Origin of the sequence: Mucilaginibacter terrigena, from assembly GCF_004168255.1 — a bacterium.
Taxonomy (GTDB): domain Bacteria; phylum Bacteroidota; class Bacteroidia; order Sphingobacteriales; family Sphingobacteriaceae; genus Mucilaginibacter; species Mucilaginibacter terrigena.
In genome coordinates this window covers 719,956-741,469 of the sequence record NZ_SEWG01000002.1, presented here as the reverse complement: position 1 = coordinate 741,469, position 21,514 = coordinate 719,956, and the positions used below count along the sequence as shown (strand labels likewise).

The window sequence follows — 21,514 nt, the reverse complement described above, 5'->3', positions numbered from 1 at the left end:
TATAGCTATTTTTCATCTCTCACCTAATGCCTACCAGTATGGGTTTTGAACCAGGTTGTCGTTTATTATCAGGTCACGGTCTTTTATAGGCCACAAATAATTGCGAACACCAAATATCGCTGAGAACAAAGTACGCGGCTGGTAGTAATTGGCCGGCTGTGTTTCGTAAAGGTTCCATCCCTGCATTGGCTGGCTTAGCACATTCTGCAATTCCTTCCAACGGCGCAGGTCCCATCCGGATGTTCCTTCAAACATTAGCTCGAGCCTGCGCTCCTGGTGTATTATCTGGCGCAGGCCATCTTTGGTATTAACCCTATCGGGAGTTTTGGAGTAGTTTGTCCAGGCTTCAACAACCCCCGGTAAACCTGCCCTTGTGCGCACTTTATCGATATAAGTATATGCTTCAGCTGTTGGGCCATGCACTTCGTTCAAAGCCTCGGCGTATAACAGGTATAAACCGGCAAGCCTTATTAAAGGTAAACGATAGCCAATTTCCTGGAAACCATCATCATACACCGATTGGTAATGAACCAGTTTTTTTGGCCATATACCGGTAATGTTAAGCGTATTGATATCCTTAGGGCCAGCGAATGACTCGATACCGCGGGCCTCTACATGGTACATGTCGGTTAAGTTTGTTTTGCCGTTACCAAACCATATGCCACCATCAAAACCAAGGCTGGCGTAAAAACGCGGCTCGCGGTTAAAGTGCTCTTTTACTGTCGAGTAATTTTTCGCGATGTAAAAACGGCTGTTCTCGTCGCCTGTTTTTATGGAATATCTGCCAGCATAATCAAAGGTTTTATCCTCGTTAATAGGCACCCCTTTATCAGAATAGAACAGCTCCTGTATTGCAAGCGGCACCGCAAAGGTAGAGGGGTTTGAAAAAATATTTACAACACCCTTTTGTGTTAAGCGCGGCGTTGAGTAGCCCTGCCATTGAAAAGTAGGGTTTAGCGCCCATATCAGTTCGGGATTTAGCTCCCATTTTTCGGTAACCGCATTTTGTAAGGTAAGTACTTTCTTTAACGAGTCTGGTAAGGATGTAATAGTTGCAGGGGCAATAAAGCTGTAAAGCCTTAAACCATTTGCCTCGCAAATATCAATAGCCACTTTACATGCTGCGGCGGCCCTTTCCCATTTTGCCGGGTCGTAAGTGCCGGGGAAAAGTTTTTCTCCATCTTTATTTTGAACACTAATGTAGTCGGGGTTACCATTAAACAATGGGCTTGCGGCGGTTGTAAGTACCTCGGCTTTTACAGAAAGCGCGATTGTTTGAGTGATACGGCCCAATTCCTGTGCCTGGTTATTAATAACCGGCGGAAGATCAGGGATGGCTTCATCTAAAAGTGAAACAATATAGTTGAAAGTAGAATCAACAGGTGAGCGTTTAACCTTTATCTCTTCGGTAGATGCGGTAATAGCTAAATTGTTTTTTATTAATGGTATAGGGCCATACATCCGGGCCAGATAAAAGTGATAGTAAGCCTTTAAAAATTTCACTTCGGCAATCCATCTTTTCTTTTCGGCGAAAGACAGATCGATAGGTTTATCTATGTTTTCGAGCATGGTGTTACACCTGCGTATCGACCGGAAGATGGCTTTACCGCTCCTTTCGCCATCCCAATAGTTAAGGCCCGGCTGTGCGCTGTTTTGCGAGCCCCTTATCATATCAAACCCTGTTTCATCAATGGGATGTTTGGTTAAATTATCAGGGTAAATGATCTCGCCCGAGGTTGTAAAACTTGGGTTTGTGGTAGCCTCGGCAAATTGCTGTAATGTTGCGTAACAGGTGAACAAATAATTTTCGGCCTCGTTACGGTTCCTGAAAGCATACTCCAGTGTGCCCGTGTTATTGGGGGCCAGATCGAGGTACTTTTTACAGGATACACCCGATAGTAATAATACTGCCGCGCATAAGATCTGAGATATTCTTTTCATATAACTGATATAAAAATTGTAATACGTTATTATAAATTGACGTTTAGCCCTACGTTAAACACCTTTTGTATAGGGTACGAAAATCCGTTTCCGCCAATTTCCGGGTCCCATAATTTGAATGGGCTCCAGGTGTATAAGTTAAGACCGTTAAAATAAACACGAACTTTATTCATTTTCCACTTTTGAGTGATACGCGTAGGGATGGTGTAACCAACCTCTACAGATTTTAAGCGCAGGAAACTGCCATCGCGCATCCACCATGTACTATTCTGCCTGTTGTTTTCTATCTGTTTACCATTTACGCCCAGCCTTGGGTATTGTGCATAAAGGTTTTGATTATCTACAGACCAGTGATCATCTGCAAATGCTTTTAACAATTGGGTGTTACCGCTTGCGTAAGCACCATCGGGGCTTTGTATGAAAGGGCTTGTGCGGCTTGGGTCGATAAAGAAGCTAACCTGCGCCTGGCCCTGGAAGAAGGCCGAAAGATCGAAGCCTTTATACCCGCTGGAAAAACCATAACCGTAAACAATTTGCGGCACAGTAGGGTAACCTAAAAAAGTTTGATCGGCATCATCAATTTTACCGTCATTATTTAAATCGCGGTATTTGATATCGCCACCCTTGGGGGCTATACCGCCCGGGCTAAATATCTGGGTTGGCGAGTTTGCTGCTTCATTATCATCAACAAATAAACGCTCGGCAACGTAGCCAATAGAGCGGCCAAGGGTTTGCCCTACAAGGTAACGGTACGATTCGGCAAACCGGGGTTCTTCAAATTTGGTGTACTTGCTCGAAGAAACCGTTAAGTTACCCCTGGCTTGTATAAAACCGCTTTTACCTATCACCCTTTTATAATCCATTTGCAAATCAATACCTTTGGTTTCGGCGGCCCCAAAGTTGGCGCTGATATCGGCTTCTAAGCCCATTGTGCTTGGTATTGATGAGCGGGTTTGTAATATATTGGTACGGTTAAATTTGTATACCTCGGCAACCACGTTCAGGTCTTTAAACAACGAGAACTCTAAACCTAAATTTAACTGTTTAGATGTTTCCCAGGTGATCTCGGCATTAGGATAACTGTTAACTACCACACCGTTGCGGCCATAACCGTTATTAGTACCAAAGTAGGCAGGGTTACCGCCATTAAGGTCAACACGCGAAAGGTAGAAGAAACGTTCGGAACCGATCTGATCGTAACCTACTGACCCATAACTTGCACGAAGTTTTAAACGGTTGATAACCTGATAGAGGCCATCTGCCCAGAATTTTTCGTCGGATACGATCCATGAAGCGCCAATTGTAGGGAAGAAACCAAACCTATGCTGTTCAGAAAAACGTTCGGTACCATTGTACCCGAAGTTGAATTCTAAAAAGTAACGGCTTTTGAATGAGTAAGTTGCACGGCCAGCAAGGGTAAGGTTACGGTATGGCAATGAATTAAATAAGTTATCGGCATTACCGTAAAGCGTTTGCTGCTGTGTACCTATTAACGAACTGCTGATGTTATGATCTCCAAACCGTTTGCTGTAATCAATAATTCCCTGGAAGAACAGGTAGGTATTTGCCTGGGTGTTATTAAAATTGCGGCTGTAGTTTAAATACTCGGTTGCCTGGCCGGGCTGCGAGTTTAACCATGATAAGGTATAGGTGTTGCTCGGCTTATCGTACGAGCCTATGTTGTAATAAAATGGATTATACCCCATCGAAGACTCGAAGTACGAGTACCTGTTGGTGTGAAACAATCCGTGGAAATTTAAACCATTCGTCAGAAAATCAAGATTTTGGTTTAACTCCAACTGAGCCGACATGCGCGATTGCGAGAAGTTTTTATGACCTCGTAGCAGCGACGCATAGGGATTTACATAGGCTACAGCGTTTGAGCCTGTACTGCCGGCTGCCGGCGCGTTACCAAATAATATGTGTTGTGTATTTATATTAGCTTCATCTGCCGGGTACGACGGTGCAAACAATACAGGGCTTGTGTGCATGGCGATGTTGTACAGATCGGTAGAGAACGAAGCATCAGCCGTAAGCGGGCCGTTATATTCGTTAAACGTGCCTGATAACCTCACGATCATCTCTGTCGATTTGGTTAAATTAATATTTACGTTCGAACGCAACTGATAATTACGAAAATTTACGTTGTTATCGTTATTGTTCATAATATCCTGTTTTAAGATACCATGATCGATATTGTATGAACCTGCTACATAATACCGCGCTACACCACCGCCACCGCTTACACTCATGTTGGCCCTTTGGGTGTTGGTACGATCTTTAAACAGTGTTTTCAACCAATCTACCGCAGGGTAAACATATTTGTTGCTTCCGGGGGCGTTAGCTAAAGTGGCTTCGGTATTTATTATTTTGTTTTGGCTAAAAGGTATAGGGCTTAACGCGTCGCGTGTTATGGTGGCTTCGTTAAATAAGCGCATGTAAGTAATAGGGTCGGCCAGCTCCAGGTTTTTTACGGATTGCGAAACCGAGTTTTCTACCCTGAAATTTATTTGAGCTTTACCTACTTTGCCTTCTTTGGTGGTAACTAATATAACGCCGTTTGCGCCCCTCGCGCCATAAAGCGCGGTTGCACTGGCATCTTTAAGGATGGAGAAGCTTGCAATATCATCAACCTGCAAACGTGCCAGATCTGAAGTAGAAAGTTCCACGTTATCTATCAAAATAAGCGGGTCTTTTTTGTAACCGAAGGTAGTTACGCCCCTGATAAAGAACGACGAATTATCTAAACCGGGCTGGCCGCTTGGCTGGTATGCAATAACGCCGGCCACCTGGCCTGCAAGGGCATTGGTCAAGTTACTTGCCGGTATCTTAAGGTCGCCGGGAGAAATAGTTGTTACTGAACCTACAACAGCTTCCTTGCGTTGCTTACGGCCATATGCGGTAATAACCACATCTGCAAATTCGTTTCTCACAACAGCCATTGTGATGCTGTAAGTACGCTTATCAGCCAGTACAGTAAAGGTTGTTTCCTTATACCCTACATATGTAACCCTGAAAATGGTTCCGGGTTCGGCATCAATAACAAACTTACCGTTAACATCCGTTGCTGTACTTACATTTTTGCGATTGGTGGCTACTATGTTAGCGCCAATTATGCTGGTACCAGTTGTATCGGCAATAACCCCGGTAATGGTTACTTTGGTTTGCGCGTAAGTATTTGTGCTGGTTATAGCACACAATATTAATATACAATACAGCGTGCCTGCAACTTTACCAAGCGCAACTTTTGGCAGCCAAAAATCTTTTATGCGTTTGTAAAATGGTTTCATATATGTTTCCTCATAATTTGTTTTTATAGTTCTTTATAGCCTTAAAGTTTTGAGCGCTTTTATCAGAACCCTGGCATTACTATTTTAGGGTGGTGCTTGCTAAAACGGCATAAGTTTCCCATGCTGCAGCCATACCTTTAGTATCATATAGCTACACGCTCTATTTTAAATTCTGTACAATTCGATGATTATGCAGCGTATTTAAACCCTTAAATCCGCAGCAGAAAATAAGCTGCCTGGAAGGGTTTGCATCTGGCTTGGCGCGTATAATAAAAACTGACGGGGCATATTTATTGCCTGATATTTGTAAAAGTGTTTCATAATTATAAGAATTGGTTAATTGGTTCGCTAAATTTAGATGCTTAATAATAGCTTTAAAATGGATTAAGCTTTAAAGGTGATGGACTATTATATTATTTTTGTTACAAATGTAGCTTTAACAGGTAAATCATAATTATTGTAAAAATTTCGCAGAAGTTAATAACGTTATAGGTAATGTTTGCAGCACAATTTAGCCTACCTGAAAACCCAGAACAACACTACCATTACCAAAATAAGCAGCACCGATAAAAACTTATAATTGCCAAATCCGCCCCACCCCGGGCTTTGTAACGATTCCATTGGCGACTTCCAGTAAAGCTTCGAGCTTTCAATGGTGTGCTTAGCGGGGTAAGCCAGTGTAAGCCCTATTTGCAGCAGCATACAAAAAACAAACAGGTAAAAGGCCATCATCATAAATGGCACCTCTCCTATTAGCGTATGCGGCAAAAGCTTACTGTATGCAAATACCAATACACCCGCCGCCGAACCAATATAAAGCGTTAGCTGCGCTGATCTCGCAGATGCCTTGCCCCAGAAAACCCCTAATAAAAATACGCAGGTTATAGGCGGGGCAATGTGGGCGATAATATCGTTTAGTCCGTTAAAAATACTCTCGTAACTGTTTAAAAGGGGCAAAAGCAATAACGATAATACAAAGGACAAACCGGCGGCTATCTTGCCCGCGCTTACCAGCTTTTCGTCAGTAGCTTCAGGCTTGTAGCGCTTATATATATCATAACTGGCCATTGTAGATATTGAGTTTAACGCGCCCGAGATCTGGCTCATTAAACCGGATAATAACGCGGCAACCAATACACCCGCCAATCCTTTGGGGATAAGCTGCAGTATCATAAGTGTGTAGATCCCTTTACTGTTAACCACCTCTTTTCCGTCGACCACAGTTTTCAAACTGCCTACATCTAAATGCCCGGTTTGGTAAAGTGCATAAGCGAACAACCCTGGCATTACAAATATGAATACCGGCAATATTTTGATAAAGCCGCAAAACAAAGGGCCTACACGTGCATTGTTCTCGTCTTTGGCGCCTAAAACGCGCTGCACAATGGTTTGGTCGGCGCACCAGTACCAAATGCCCAAAACCGGGTAACCCAGCAATACGGCATACCAGGGCAGGCCACTACTATCGCCATGCGGACGCATCATGGATAGTTTACTCAGTTCATTCTTTTGCTCTAAAACATGCACCATGCTATCCCATCCATCCATTTTATTGTAAGCCACAACGCTCATGATAACTGCGCCTGATAACAACACTACCGTTTGGATAGACTCGGTAACCACAACGGCCTTTAAACCACCAACTATCGTGTAAATAGTTGTTATCACTGATATGATTATTACGCTGGTATACATATTAACCCCAAACAGGGTTTGTAATACAATGCCACCTGCTAATAAAGAGAATGAGATGTGTATAATAATAGCCGATAGTATGGATATAAAAGCCAGCCAGTCGCGGCTGGCGCGGTTATAGCGTTTTTCTAAAAAGTCGGGCAGAGTAGAAACGCCGGATTTGATGTAGAACGGTACAAAGAACAGGGCCAGCAAAATAAGCGTGAATGATGCCATCCACTCAAAAGTGCCGTTCAGCAAGCCGGTATCAAAGCCGCTTTGCGCAAGGCTCACCAAGTGCACGCACGAAATATTGGTAGCAAACAAAGCCAACCCTATCATTGGCCAGCGCAAGCTTTTACCAGCCAAAAAGTATTCGCTGGCTACGTTCGTTTTTTTACTTGCACTGCGGTGCCTTAAGCCCGTCCACAACCCTATTGCCAGTATGGCTATAACATATAAAATACTTACGGTGGCATCAAACGAACCTATCATATGCTATTTTATAAAAATTGATTTTTTAAACCTACCAGGTCGCAGCTGCTGCCGGCTTCCTGCGGGGTTTTATAAACACCGTTCACAATTTGCGCCGGGTGTACAAAATGCTTTTGCAAATGCGGTATATGCTCCAAAAACAATGCCTGGTGCCCCATAGCTATATGGTTAAACAACACCAGGTGCTGGTGCAGCTGCCCCATATCGCCTACGTGTGGTACAACGGGCACGCCAAACTTTTTGCACAACAGGCTAATAGTAATAAACTCGCTAACACCGCCTACCCGCACCGCGTCGACCTGCATAAATGATGACGACCCCGATTGCAGGTAATTTTTAAAGATGATCTTGTTAGGTACGTGCTCCCCCAATGCAAGTTTAACCGGGGTAATGGCCTGCGCCAGTTTAGCATGGGCGTTTAGATCATCAGGGTGGGTTGGTTCTTCTATCCAGTAGGGATTCATCCCTTTTAGCCGGGTGCAGATCTCAATAGCTTGCGGTAAATTCCATTGCTGATTGGCATCAAGCATTACTTTAATACCATCGCCGGCTACATCGCGCACGATATGCGCCCTGCGGATATCCCTGTCCGGGTCAACAGAACCTACTTTCAGTTTCATGGCGGTAAAACCTTCGGCCAGCGCTTTTTTGCAGTTTTCCCTCACCAATTCATCCGGGTAATTGAACCAGCCGATGGAGGTATCGTAACCGGGGTATCCTTTATAAAGTATGGTTTTTCTTTCTTCTTTTTGTGATTGTTGTCCTTTCAGCATTTCAAGCGCCTGTGTGTATGTCAGTTCATCTTCAAGGTAAGAAAGATCGAGCGTGTTGACAATTTGCTCCGGCGACAGATCGATAAGCAGTTTCCATAAAGGTACACCACGTTTCTTGGCCCAAAGATCGTAGCAGGCGTTTGTTACCGATGCCAGTGCCAGGTGTACAACACCCTTATGCGGCCCCAGCCAGCGAAACTGCTGATCATTGGACAGCTTTTTAAATAGTTCACCAAAATTGGCCATGGTATCCTCTATATCCTTACCCGTAAGCTGGCGTGCGTAGTATTCTGCGGCCTTGCAAACAAGGTCGTTACCCTCGCCTAAAGTAAAGGCAAAGCCTGTGCCTGTAATACCACTATCGTCCTTTAACTGTGTTACGGCGTATGAGTATACCGGGTCGCGGTGAATAGCGTCGCTGCCGGCATGGCCATCCAACGGGAAACGGACATCTGAGATCTTTACTTTGGTGATCATTATAGCTTTACTTTTTGATCATCAACTTTTTGTAAAGGCTGGCCCATATACTTACGGTAACCTAATTCGGCGCCACCCGATACCGGTAAGATACAACCTGTAATAAACCTGGCCTGGTCTGATGCCAGGAAAAGACAGGCATCAGCCACTACATCGCCTTCGGGGCAATAACCTAAAGGATGGATCTCATCCAAATAGTTTTTTATATGAGCGGCGTTTGGCTGCTGGTTGCTCCATCGCCTCAGCATGGGTGTCCACACACCGGCAGGCGCTACGGCATTAACACGGATGCCATGCTCCGCGTAATCAAGCGCCATTGATTTGGTGAGTGCGTTAACCGCCCCTTTGGTTGCGGTATAAGCCGCATGGAGTTCCTGCCCTATGTTACCAACAAGACTGCTGCTGTTAAGTATATTGCCCTTACTTGCTTTTAAAGCTTCGATACCAAACTTTGTGGTATGGTAAATACCTTTAACATTTACGTTAAATACCTTGTCCCATTCCTCTTCGGTTGTATCGCAAACCGTTTTTGAGGGGCTGGAAACACCTGCATTATTATGGATGATATCAATTTTGCCAAAACGGCTTATGGTTTCGTTGATGGCGCGCTGCACATCTGCCGATACGGAAACATCCGCCAGGATATAGTGGATATCATCATTAAAAAATTGCATGCGGCATTGATGCAGGCTTTGCGCCTTATGGGTAATGATGCTGACCTTTGCCCCGGCTTTATGATATGCTTGGGCACATTCATAGCCAATCCCTTCGGTACCGCCGGTTAAAAAAACAACCTTATTTTTTAGTAATTGCATATATAGTTTTTACAAGCGTTACCCTATATTGTATTAACCTAACAATATAAGCCGCTTTAGTATTTGTGCATATGTACCCGCGTTTAATCTAATTCGTCACATAAAAAACTACGCGCTTTTGCCGATGACGGTTATAATTGGTTTTGTTAAATACGGTGACCAAATTTAGTTTCCGGTTAAAAGGTATCTAATAGCCAATTCGTCTATTTTAATGGATAATTCTATCGGTATTTGCAAACACATGGTATTAATTTGTAAATAACTACTATCAGTATATTAAATAAAGCTTATTTTAGCTTAACCAATTGGCAATATTGCCATCCTAATGGAATATCCTATTAATAACTGTAAATAAGAACATGGCGGGTTCCTTTAAAAGAAAAGATGGGTTTGACGGCGAGAAACTAATGAGTTTACCGCAAAAAGTATTAAAAGACTTTGTTAAAAAATACCCCGCGCTTTTTAATATTTATATTACCCAGATAGGGTATTTCCCGAAGGCATCGTACCACTATAAAGAGCGGCGAAAGGGCTGCGAGGATAATATATTGATATACTGCCTTAAAGGAAAAGGTTACTATATCATCGACAAGAAAAAATTTGAGGTTATACCTAACCAGTTTTTTATACTACCGGCTACCGAGGTTTATATGCGCTATTGGGCCGATGAGGAAGACCCCTGGACGATATACTGGGTGCATTTTACCGGTAATGACATTGCCAGCTTTAACACGTCGTTAAACATAGGCTTATTTAAAGGCCCGGTACAGATCCCTTTTAATAATAAAGCGCTCGAGATCTGGAACAACATCTACCAAAACCTGGAGATGGGTTACAGTATCGAGAATTTGTGCAACGCTACTTTTTGTTTATATAATATGATAGCCACCTTTTTATTCCCGGATAAACATGTGGTGAGCGAGCAGGAAGATTCGCCGGATATAATTACTACAACCATCATCAATATGAAAAATAATATTGAAAAGAAGATGACGGTTGAAGAGATGGCGGGGCAGCATAAGCTATCAAGTTCGCATTTTTCCAGTTTGTTCCGCAAGGCCACCGGCATGCCGCCTATCGATTACTTTATTCATCTTAAAATGCAAAAGGCCTGCCAATACCTTTATGCCAACGAAGCCAAAATAAAAACCATTGCCATGGACCTGGGTTATGATGATCCATATTACTTTTCGCGTGTTTTTAAGAAATACATGGGGATGTCGCCCGAGCAGTACAAACTTAACACCAACGTGCGTTCGCAGATGTAATGTTTGGTAGAACCGGACAGTAAAAAATTCAGTATTTTATTTAAAAGCAATTAGCTTTAACGGTAATGGTGCACCCTACCTGTATTATTTACTTTCAAAAACAGTTTTATTACAGCTGATACATAATAATATTTCGTTTTAAAACAACCAAATATACCCATAAACACCTTTGTTACAATAGTGTATATATTTGATAATGTAGTGTAATCATCGGCATTTGTTGCTTCTTAACTTCGGATTAATTATTTAACCAAAATCTAATAAGTTATGAAAAAAATCAATCAAATGTCGGTAGGCGGCGTATTGCTGCTGGCCCTGTGTTTCGGCTGCGCCAAGGATGCTAACAAACCAACTACAGCAACCAACCAATCAGAAACCACTGTACCGCGCGCGGCAGTACCGCAAAGCGCGTTTAACCTTTGGAAAACCTGTAATGGAACACCCTACAACATTTCGGGCACAAACGGTATTTGTGTGCCGGTAGGCAATTGCAGCACCGATATTGATGCCGCACAACAAAAGACAGGGCAAAATGCAACCGGCCTGCAATTTAACGGTTGCTTTAAAGGAGGTTCAAATGCTTACAGTTCGGCAAGCGAGCAGGCTGTGTTCCTGGCGGATAATGTTTCGCAGTGGAACGGCAACGAGATGGGCTTTGTAAAAACCTTAAATGATAATGCTTTAAAGGCTTACTTACAGGGTGGCGGGCAATATTATACACAAGTGCTATCCATTAACGATAATGGTTACCACACTTACAAATGCCAGGCAAAATCAAACAATACCCACCAGGTTGATTTTTATGTTGACGGTGTTTATAAATGCACGCTTACTAATAACAGCGGCAGCTACTATAATAAATACTATTACTTTGTTGGCACCAACCACTGGTATGGCGGTTCGAACCCTGCCGGCCAGCAAATTGAAATGTACAATATGACCACCTACTAATCCTCATCTCAAAATAAAGCCCTCTCCGGATTTACTGAAGAGGGCTTTTACTTAATTTAATGCTATTTCTTTTCGAGCACCAGCACTACTTTGTTAAAGTCGGATGAAGCATTGATGATCTTCCTGAACTGGTCAAACTGGGTTAGCGGGTAGTACGTTTTCCGGTACTCTTCCCTAATATGAACCGAAAGTATATCGCCTTTAATTTCATACGTGGATACAAAGCCCATGGTTAGGTCGCCATTATCTTTAAATACCTGGTTCATTTTCAGGTCTTCAGCATTGCTTATGGCATATCCTTTTGGTATCACAAAGTCTATCTTCCTGTCCTCGATATGTCCAAAATCCATATTAACAGGTTCCTGCCTTTGCTTTTCCTGGTACATTTCTACCTGCGGGCCAATGGCAAGGCCAATTTTTAAAAGCAGTTTATTACCTGCCCGCTCTATCATGTCGCTGGCTTTGGTTTTGCTGTGCATAATAAAAGGCAGGTCGGTACTTTCAAAATCCTTATTCAACGCTTCCGAAAAAAGGATATGATCGGTACCCGATACCATTTTTACCATCTCTTTAGTGATGTCCTTTTTTTGCTCCTCGTTAGAAAAATTGAAGGCATCCCGGTAATTCACAGCCGGATACCCTGCATATATTTGCCTGGCATCAATAGTTAACGAATCCAGATCGTTATTAAGCTCAAGCCTGGTTTCCAGATTTTGGAACGATTTGGTGTAATCTTCCAGTTCGATGTTTTTAACTTCGGCAATAGCAGTAGTAAAGTTGCCGATCGATGTGCCTTTTAAAAATATCCCGTTTGTATCGCCCCATGCAGGGTTGATATACGGATAGCGGTAATCGGGCCGGGTTGGCGCAATATATTTGCCGGTGGCAGGGAAGTATATAAGCGGGTTATCGCAGTTGTTCCAATTCTCAAACTCCCGGTCGATAACCATTTTGGTACGGTCGCCGGTTAATACAAACTGGTAATTAACACCCAGCAACTTATAAATAGCGCCGTATAAACGCACAATGCCGGGTGTACCGCCAATTTTATTTTGAATAACGCCTTCCAGTTGGTTACCCTCGTCACTATTCAGATCCTCGTTGTATGAATAGGTCTTTTTTACATAATTTTCAACGGCTGTAACCTTTTTTAATTCGTCGGTTAATTTATCCCAGCCGTTAGCTTTAACCAGTTCCTGCACTTTCCTGGTTTCCTTTTCAGAGTAAACAGCATACATACTAAACACTCTTTTAGCTAACTCATTCCAGGTAAATAACCGCTCACCTTTTTGGTTTGCATCGTTATAAGCCAGTTTAAATTCAACTCTTTTCAGGTTTGAGCGGTAGTAGGCGTACTTCTCGTCCTCGGCGCCTGCAATATCCTTAAAAGTACATTGTATTATCTTCTTCTTATTTATGAGCGTATCTGTTGATACCTCGCTGCCATTGTAGGTTTTTACTGCAAAGCGAAGCCTTTCGGGGCTTACGATCTGAAAGGTGCTATGTTGTACCGGGAAAACACCCTGTATAGCTTCGGTACCAAAAAACGACGTAGGCCTTTTAAAGGTATAAAAGTATTCAACCTCGCAACCTTTACTTAAACCATCCATGGCAAATATCTTATAGGTGCTTCCGTCGTCTTCTTTAATATCTTTAATGTTATCCTTATTCAGTTCGATGATCTTGCCACCCGGCAGTATGGCGCGGGCCCTGATATCTACCACATCAGATTTTTCGTTAAACCCCAGGTATATTTTGTTAAAGTTTTCTATCCCCCGGTCGTCATTAATGTGGATGAGTTTATGCAGCGTATAATATTGGGCCAATTCATCTTTGGGTTCATCTATATACTCTATCCTTCTTTTATCCAGCAATATCACGGCCGATTCTTTGCTGTATTTACTGTCAATAGTGTGTATTACCGGCTTATTGGCCCAGGTCTCTTTTTCAAGGGTGTTATCCTGGCTGTGTGCAAACTGAAAAGATGCTAAAACAACAGCTAAGGTTAGTACTTGTACTTTCATTTTATCGTTTAAATTTTTATAAGGCTTAAGGTTTCTTTATATAAAGGCGACAGGTTTTCGAGCACTTTATTCCATGGCTGAAACTGGTCGCTGGTTAGTAAAAGGTTCTCGTTATCAAGTTCCTGGGTAAGTATCACATAATTCCCTTTTTGTTCGTACTGCAGGTTAAATCCCCAAACATTATTGTGGAAGCTTTTGCCTTTAGGCAGGTAACTCACCTTATAGCCGTCAGGAATTTTCAACATGGTGACATACCTTTTTATGTATTTAAAATCGAACTCAACAGGCATCGATCTTCGCGGATAATCTATCTGCTCGTTGGCGTAAAATTTAAACAGGTTTAGGTTAAGGTAATACTCGTTTCCTATTTTCTTGGCGTAATCGGGCAGGCTAAAATCTGCAAAAAGCGAAACATGATCGGCTATTTGCTTTTTATCAACGTGAAAAGTATCCAGCCTGAATTTATTCGATCCTCTTGCAAACTCGGCCTTCATGCTTTCATCCATCGTCCTGCCATTCATGTACATCAACTTGGCATAAGCGTTAGAAGCAAAATAACCCTGCAAACTCTGTTTTATTTGCCCTTTTATACCTGTTGGTGTAATCTCAAGCCAGGTAGTATCAGTAAGTACATTGGTTGCTTTTTCAATGGTGGGTACTTTCACTATTTTGTACTCGTTTTCGTTTATCGATATCATTGCCTCTTTATCCTGTATGGCGTACGATGGGGTACCAAAAACACAGGTTGGGTCGGTGCCGTCCAAAAACACAAACTTGCCATCGAGTTTTATAGCGCAGATCATGTGGTTGCTTACAATGGGTAATGGCACCTCGCTAAATTTATAGGGCAGATCGCGTGTGCCGATCCAGGTAAAGTAGGCCGGTACCCCCGCAGTGTTTATCATTTCGGTAAGGATGCTGGCCATGTCTTTGCAGTCGCCAAAACGCCTGTTACAAACAAGGCCCGCGTCGCGCGGTACAAAACCCTCCATCCCATTTTCAAAAGCAACATATTTAATATTACGCTGTACCCAGTTGTAAATATTTTTTGCTTTAACATCCGGCAGGGTGATATTCTTAGTGAGTGAATCAACAATATGCTTTAGCTCGGGGTTAATGGTTTTGTTTATAGCTTTAATGTAACTATAATTAAGCCTGTACAGGTCATCGGCGTTTGACAGGTATGAAATAGCCTTGCCGTATTGATCTTTATAATTTTCGATATAAAACAGCACATGCGGCGAAAACCATGCAAAATCCGGTGCATCAGGGTAGCGCCTTTCCGAAGGGACGTTTTTGTACATGAAGCTGTAAACCTTATTGCCATGGCTATTTTCAACCTTAATAACAATACGGCTGGTATCCTGCCCCATAAGGTGGTATTTAATTGACACATCTTTTGACACCGTTACCCTTAGCTCGCTGTTAACCATAGGCATATAGTTTGCAAAGTAATAAGGGCTAAGCAGGTGCGGATCTTTATTTTGCCATGATACCTCCAGGTTGCCTACAGCTCCCGGTTCAACAGCCGGGAAATTAAAGGTAGTACGCTTATAATCATCGTAAAAAACGGAGCTTTCTTTGCTTGTGCTGGTTTTAAACTCGGTTACCTTTAATTTTTTATCCTGGGGTGTTTTGGTGAATGCTTTATAAGTTACCAGCTTTTGGAAATCGCTATGCGAAAAACCATACTCGCTCATGTAGGCTGTAGCGCTGCTCAGTAAATATGCTATCTGCTGCACCTCGTTGCTTTCCACGTATGGTTGCCCTTCTTTTACACTGATGTTGTACTCCAGTTTCCGGTTCAGCATTACAGCTTTTTCATCGGGATACTGCTTGCGCAATTCATCAAAGCTTTGCGCTTTTAAACTATTCTGCTGCAAAAAAACACAAATAAATACAGCCCCTACATACCCAATACTCAGTTTATTTTTCATTTTTTACAGACATCAGTTTACCATAGCTATAAAGCATAGTTTTGGTAAGTTTACCACTTTCATCATAATATTTTGCCGGGCCGTGGTTAACGCCGCCAAAATAATTCATTTCTGTTTTTAGCTTACCACTTTTATAATATTCTTTACCAGGCCCTTCAACGTTATCGGCCACATAATTATATTCCGATTTTAATTTACCATCGGGATAAAAATCCTGGGCTAAACCTTCGTTGCTGCCGTAACTGGTATTATCAATGGCGCGGATCTGTCCGTTTGTATAAAACAGTGTCATTTTACCGTGCTTAACCCCCTCAACGTATGTACACTCCCTTGATGGCTTACCGTTGGGGTAAAATGTTTTAAAGGTACTGTTGCTGTTATCAATAGGTATAAAAGGTACCGGTTTGCCATCCTTGCCGGTGTAGCTGTACGATACCAGGTCGCCCTTCTCAAATATCATTTGGTAGGCTAAGGTGCCATCCGGGTCATATTTCTGGCCAAGGCCATCAAGTTCGTCGTCTTTATAGTTCGCTACAAAATCCTTGGTCCCCGTGCTGTTGTAGTCTATCTTTTCGCCCTGCAGTACATCATTTACATATATACTAATGCTTGATAACACCCCGTCTTCGTTGTACGATGTCCATTTTCCGGTTTTGTTACCTTTATGATATACACCTTCGGTGCGTTTTGCGCCGCCATAGTAAAAGCTTTTGTAGGTGCTATCTACCAACCCGTTGCTATAAAACATGCTGCTTTCCAGGCTTCCATCAAAATAAAAGGTTTTATACGGGCCTGTAAAATTGCCGTTAACGTAATTGGTTTGCGCCATAACCTTTCCGTTTGGATATAGAAGCGTGTACTTGCCCGATGCTTTGGGGAAGCTATCAACTGCGATTACCTTTCCGGCGTTATTATACTGGCTCATTTCTATCAGTGTGCCCTTATAATACTTCTGCTCGGTTGTTTTACTGCCGTCGGGTTCAAATTCTTCCCTGTAGCCGTTTAACTCACTGTCAAGGTAATACGATCTGGTAGATAGTTTGCCATGTACATCGTAGTTTAACCACTCACCCTGGTAAATCCCGTCTTTTATCCAGCCCTCTGTTTGAGGAACGCCATTTACATAAAAGCTGGTATAGTATCCGTCGTTGTCGCCATCGGTCATGTTTATTTCCGACTTTTTGTTGCCGTTTAGCCAATAATTTACAACCGGGCCGTTTACCTTGCCGCTAACATATTTGCTCACCTGTGTTATCTTTCCTGTCTCCGAAAAAACGGTGTCGGGGCCGGTAAGGTCACCTTTTTGATCGTATGCAAAACGCTCCCTTTTAATCCCCTTTTCGTTATAGGAAACGATATCTATCAGGTTGCCCTTCAGTTCTGAAGAATAGATCTGTTTGCCCGAAGGGTCAAAGTATTTTACATTTTTAATAACACCATTGTCGTAAAAATATTTAGAGTAAACCTTCCCATCTTTTGAATAAAAAACTGCTTCGCCGTTTATTTTACCTTTCTTTACGGTGTAGCTGGTAGATAGCTGGCCACTTTCGTAATACTCCTGGTGTAAACCATCTTCCTGGTTAGTGATATAATTGCGCTTTTCTTTCAGCTTTCCGCTGTCGTAAAATGATTTCCACTCGCCGTTAACATCTTCTTTAACAAAACTCATTTCGGCAGATACCTTGCCGCTTTCGTTAAAGGAGTTATACAAGCCTTCGGTTTTGCCGTTAACATACTGGCCTGCCGCTTTTAACGTACCGGTTTTGTAGTACTCTTTAGCAGGCCCGGTCAATACGCCATCGGTGTAATTATTTATAGCTTTCAAGTTGCCGTTATCGAAATATATTTTTTCGACACCCTGCTTTTTACCAAGTTTATAGCCCACGTCCAGCTTTTTTGTTCCGCTGTAATAATAGGTGGTGGCAGGCCCGTCAAGCTGGTCGTTTGTTTCAACCTCGCGCGATGATGGGTTACCGTTATCATAATAATATTCCTGGCTGCCTTGCAGCTTACCGTTAGCGTAATGCTCTTTCGAACGTAAGGCCCCGGCATAGGTCTGATAAGGCCATTCACCTTCACGGTTGCCTGCCTGGTTGTATTTTCCAACACTTTTAAGGTTACCTGCCGGATAAAAAAACTCCCACAGCCCCACAAGCGTTTTGCCGTTGTTAATGAGTGACCCTTTCCCTACAAGCCTGCCGTTATCATAAACAAACTTCCTGGTAACTGTATCCCGTTTATTGTAAACCAACTCTTGTGTGGAACGGATAAGGTTTTAATAGTCGGCGGCTTCGTTGATAAAACCCTCCATCGATTTTTTATTTTTCTTTAGATAATCCTGTATCACATCAACCTTGGCGTTTGAGAACGCGTGGTTAATAAACGGTTCGAATTTACCATCCTTATACACCTTTTTGTAGTATGGTAAGTAATATTGAATATAAAAATCCTTACTGCCGGCATCATACTCCAGTTTTTCAAACAACACCTGTATCTGGCGCGATAAAACATCATCCAGCACTATGATTGGTTTGTATTGTTTATCAAGGGCTATTTTGGACAGGATGATCTCTTCCATCATCTGGTAATTAGCATCGGGTGTTTCCTTTCGTTCGTTTTTCAGTTTTAAAACCTCGTCGGTACTTTTAGATATCTGGCTGAGTATGTTAATTGCGTTTGAAAAGTACTTCCCTTCGGGGTTTACAAAAAGATAGGCCACACTGCTCATAAAAGCCGGTATCAGTTTTCCCTGCTGCAGCGCCGCAAGGGATAACTGGTAATGCGCGCTATACATATAGGGGTTTATTAAAAGCGCTTTTTGAAACTCCAGCTCGGCATCTCGCGATTTTTCAATCTGCAGCAACACCACTCCTTTATTAAAATGTAATAACGAGTAATGCGGGTATTTGGCAATGGCAGCATCAAAAACTTTTATAGCCTGTTCATACAGCTTAGAGTCGCTTAAGGTATTGCCGTAAGTATTGTACAGGTCGGGCTCATACTCTCGCATTTCCTTAAGTGCAAGGCCTTCTTTACAATATTTAATGGCTTGGGTGTATTGGCTATCGGCCTCGCAGGTTAGCGCTTTTTGATATAGCGCCCATACATAATTTGTATCACTGCGGTTAACCTTATCAAATAATATCAGCGCTTTTTTGTATTCGCTCGAATCGTGAAGTTGAATCCCTTCTTTAATTACTTCGCCGGAATTGATCAATCCGGACTTTTGTGCTGATGCGGTAATAGACATTGTTAGAAAAACCAGCAGCACAATTGCAGTACATCTCATGTTATAGAATATCGTATTTTAGTGAGGCATTAAAGTAAATATATTTTAGGAATTTGACGGTCTGAAATATAAAAAAGTGTAATAAATTAAAACAATTGGCTTGTTTAAATTGTATGGCACCGCTTTTCTGTTTGCACAACACTGTGTATGAGATGATTAATAAAGCCCGATCTAAAATATCCCAACCCCGATATAGCATTATAAAGCTTCCTTACTAAAAGGGCCTTATTTAAAATACAAAATATGTAATTTTGAGATCGCGTGTTTTAAACGTTATCCAAGCTATCTTAATAAATGCCGCAAACCAATTTGTCTACATATAATAACCACCCTTACAAACCAGGTGGCAGCGCTGTTAAACGGGTATTGTGGTATTATGCCAGTTCGGTATTTTTTAAAACAGGTTTGTTACCAATAAGTGCATTTAAAGTTTTTTTATTACGCTTGTTTGGCGCCAGGGTTGGCAGCGGGGTGGTTATAAAGCCCGGCGTAAACATAAAATATCCCTGGCATTTAAAAATTGGCAACCACAGTTGGATAGGCGAACGCGTTTGGATTGATAACCTGGTAGCGGTTAACATTGGTAACAATGTCTGTATATCGCAGGGTGCCATATTGCAAACAGGCAGTCACAACTATAAAAAGCAATCGTTTGATCTGATAACAGGCATCATTACTATTGAAGATGGTGTTTGGATAGGTTGCGGCGCTATGGTTAACCAGGGGATAACGGCAGCCGGCCATACTGTGCTTACAAGCGGCTCGGTAGCCAATAAAAACCTGGAAGCCGGTTTTATTTACCAGGGAAACCCTGCAGTTAAAGTACGCCCCCGCGTTATTCAGTAATACTACCACCTATGCAAAAATCATACACGCCGATACACAGAATCATTCTTTTAACCGTATTTGTTGTAGTAACTGTGTTAGGCGTGCTTACCATTATAACCCCTTCCGCCATTTTTCCTGATGCCAGCTGGGGGTTCCTTGTTATGCGGTCGATGCAAATGGGTGGTGCATTTAATGTTCTTACCAAACCCGATCAGCAAAATATAGCTTCAAATGTAAGCGAGTTTATATCGTGGTGGTCGCCGGGGCAATATCTGCTGCCGCATTTTTTCAAAACTATTTTCGGCCTTAATACCGGGCAAGCCGCCGCGGTTACCACCGCCCTTTGCCAGATAATAGGGCTTGCCGGCTTTTATTCATTTTTTAAAAAAGCGGGCTTTACGCCATTAATAACCGCCTTAAGCCTGGTTGTGATCATATGCCAGCAGGCATTTTTTACACCTTATATTTTTTATACCGGCGGCGAAATATTGTTGTTTGCTTTTACCGGGTGGTTTTTATACGGCTGCCTTGTTTTCACAAAGGCCAACTGGAAGTTTGCCTTGTTCGTGCTGCTTTCGGGCTGGATAGGTTTTATTTGTAAATCATCGTTTATATGGATCTACGCGGCGGGGTTGCTTTTTACCTGGGTACAAATTTCAAAAGGGTTAAGTGGCATCAGGGCCTGGGTATTAAAAGGTTTTTGGGTGGCTATACCGGCTGTTGCTTCGGTAGTTGTTATTTACATATTGTATTTAAATAAAGGGGTTAACCCATCTTCAGGTTCAAACGGTTTCGATCTGAGCTGGAAGACGCTTGCATTCCCTATCGCTTCGCCCCTGCTCTCGGGCTTTTCGGTTGATGACCTATTTAACGGCCTTATATTTCATAATGATGATGCTATCCTGTCGCCCGGGTGGGTAATGTTAGTGATTTTATTGCTGGCTGTTTTAAGCGTGGTGCTTATTTATGCCATATACCGGAATGCGCCCAATAAAAGCTATCAGGCAATACTTATAATATTCTATAGCGTATCCATCCTGTTTTTTGGTTCGGCTTATATGCGCAAACTGGATATATCGTACGAGGCCCGGCACTTCCGGGTAATGGGTTTATTAATTATCCCCGGTTTACTGCATCTTTTTAGCCATTATAAAATGGTATTCAGGGTGGCATTGGGGCTGGCTATTGGCGGCATCATGTTTTTTACTATTCAGTTTTATTTAACAGGCTATTACGGATTAAAAAACTATACCGCTTACGGCACATCGGGTATTGGCCAGCAGTTTATAGATCAGCAAAGCCTTAATTATATTAAGCTGCTTGATGACCGGAACAAAAACGCCACATTTGTATTCTTTAGCCCCGATATTGGTTTAGAGATACAACATAACCGCGCTATTATTTTGCCCGCGCTTAGTAAAGACATCAATATAAATTTTGATGAATACCTGCACAAAGGCCATGCAGGGCCATTATATATTCTAATGCCATCGCATTATATTGGCATCAGGGCAAGCGTAATCCTCAAATCGTTTCCGGGGTATAAAGGTTTTTCGCTTAAAGAACTAAGCGATGATTACGTACTTTATTTTGCTACGAAAGCCCGCTAATACCTGACCAGGACATGTATCCATAAACGATACAGGGATGCGGCATATTCACTACGGTAAAAAGCTATTTTTGCCCTATACAAATTGCGCCCTTAAACTCATTTTTGCATAGTGTGGTATAATGTTTCAAATAAATCGGCAA

13 protein-coding genes are annotated in these 21,514 nt (G+C 42.3%); 4 read left to right on the top strand and 9 right to left on the bottom strand.

Annotated features, from left to right (window positions below):
- Window positions 1–30: 30 nt before the first annotated feature.
- The 5 genes from EWM62_RS06990 to EWM62_RS06970 all read right to left on the bottom strand — a co-directional run bounded on the left by EWM62_RS06990 (window position 31) and on the right by EWM62_RS06970 (window position 9,465).
- Complete coding sequence (locus tag EWM62_RS06990; protein ID WP_129875934.1) at window positions 31–1,941, bottom strand: RagB/SusD family nutrient uptake outer membrane protein; 1,911 nt, start codon at window positions 1,939–1,941, stop codon at window positions 31–33.
- 29 nt (window positions 1,942–1,970) lie between these two features.
- Window positions 1,971–5,231, bottom strand: a complete 3,261-nt coding sequence (locus EWM62_RS06985) for a SusC/RagA family TonB-linked outer membrane protein (protein ID WP_129875933.1) — start codon at window positions 5,229–5,231, stop codon at window positions 1,971–1,973.
- A 516-nt stretch (window positions 5,232–5,747) separates the two neighbouring features.
- Entirely contained in the window at window positions 5,748–7,400 is a 1,653-nt protein-coding gene (locus tag EWM62_RS06980; RefSeq protein ID WP_129875932.1) for a sodium:solute symporter family transporter, read from the bottom strand.
- 8 nt (window positions 7,401–7,408) lie between these two features.
- Window positions 7,409–8,650, bottom strand: coding sequence for an enolase C-terminal domain-like protein (locus EWM62_RS06975; protein ID WP_129875931.1), 1,242 nt, complete (start codon window positions 8,648–8,650; stop codon window positions 7,409–7,411).
- Complete coding sequence (locus tag EWM62_RS06970) at window positions 8,650–9,465, bottom strand: SDR family NAD(P)-dependent oxidoreductase (protein ID WP_129875930.1); 816 nt, start codon at window positions 9,463–9,465, stop codon at window positions 8,650–8,652. Before EWM62_RS06970 ends, EWM62_RS06975 begins: the two co-directional genes overlap by 1 nt.
- 359 nt (window positions 9,466–9,824) lie before the next feature.
- On the opposite strand from EWM62_RS06970, the gene EWM62_RS06965 reads away from it, so the two are divergent.
- Together EWM62_RS06965 and EWM62_RS06960 are read left to right on the top strand one after the other, a co-directional pair.
- Window positions 9,825–10,733 (top strand): AraC family transcriptional regulator, encoded by a 909-nt coding sequence (locus tag EWM62_RS06965; protein ID WP_129875929.1) that lies wholly within the window; start codon window positions 9,825–9,827, stop codon window positions 10,731–10,733.
- Between the two features lie 267 nt (window positions 10,734–11,000).
- Complete coding sequence (locus EWM62_RS06960) at window positions 11,001–11,684, top strand: hypothetical protein (protein ID WP_129875928.1); 684 nt, start codon at window positions 11,001–11,003, stop codon at window positions 11,682–11,684.
- Between the two features lie 62 nt (window positions 11,685–11,746).
- Here EWM62_RS06960 and EWM62_RS06955 read toward each other — a convergent pair whose 3' ends face one another.
- Genes EWM62_RS06955 through EWM62_RS06940 form a run of 4 tightly spaced genes read right to left on the bottom strand, consistent with a single transcriptional unit; the run spans window position 11,747 to window position 18,895 of the window.
- Window positions 11,747–13,708 carry a DUF3857 domain-containing protein gene (locus EWM62_RS06955; RefSeq protein ID WP_129875927.1) on the bottom strand — a complete coding sequence of 654 codons (1,962 nt, stop codon included), beginning with the start codon at window positions 13,706–13,708 and terminating at the stop codon, window positions 11,747–11,749.
- Window positions 13,709–13,716: 8 nt separating this feature from the next.
- The gene (locus EWM62_RS06950; RefSeq protein ID WP_129875926.1) at window positions 13,717–15,645 is read right to left on the bottom strand and encodes a DUF3857 domain-containing protein; all 1,929 of its coding nucleotides are present in this window, start codon (window positions 15,643–15,645) and stop codon (window positions 13,717–13,719) included.
- Complete coding sequence (locus EWM62_RS06945; protein ID WP_129875925.1) at window positions 15,635–17,896, bottom strand: toxin-antitoxin system YwqK family antitoxin; 2,262 nt, start codon at window positions 17,894–17,896, stop codon at window positions 15,635–15,637. Before EWM62_RS06945 ends, EWM62_RS06950 begins: the two co-directional genes overlap by 11 nt.
- A gap of 24 nt (window positions 17,897–17,920) precedes the next feature.
- Window positions 17,921–18,895 carry a tetratricopeptide repeat protein gene (locus EWM62_RS06940; protein ID WP_129875924.1) on the bottom strand — a complete coding sequence of 325 codons (975 nt, stop codon included), beginning with the start codon at window positions 18,893–18,895 and terminating at the stop codon, window positions 17,921–17,923.
- Between the two features lie 333 nt (window positions 18,896–19,228).
- On the opposite strand from EWM62_RS06940, the gene EWM62_RS06935 reads away from it, so the two are divergent.
- The gene (locus EWM62_RS06935; RefSeq protein WP_129875923.1) at window positions 19,229–19,780 is read left to right on the top strand and encodes a WcaF family extracellular polysaccharide biosynthesis acetyltransferase; all 552 of its coding nucleotides are present in this window, start codon (window positions 19,229–19,231) and stop codon (window positions 19,778–19,780) included.
- Window positions 19,781–19,791: 11 nt separating this feature from the next.
- Window positions 19,792–21,372: a hypothetical protein gene (locus tag EWM62_RS06930; protein WP_129875922.1), complete on the top strand. Its 1,581-nt coding sequence runs from the start codon at window positions 19,792–19,794 to the stop codon at window positions 21,370–21,372.
- The last annotated feature ends 142 nt before the right edge of the window (window positions 21,373–21,514 follow it).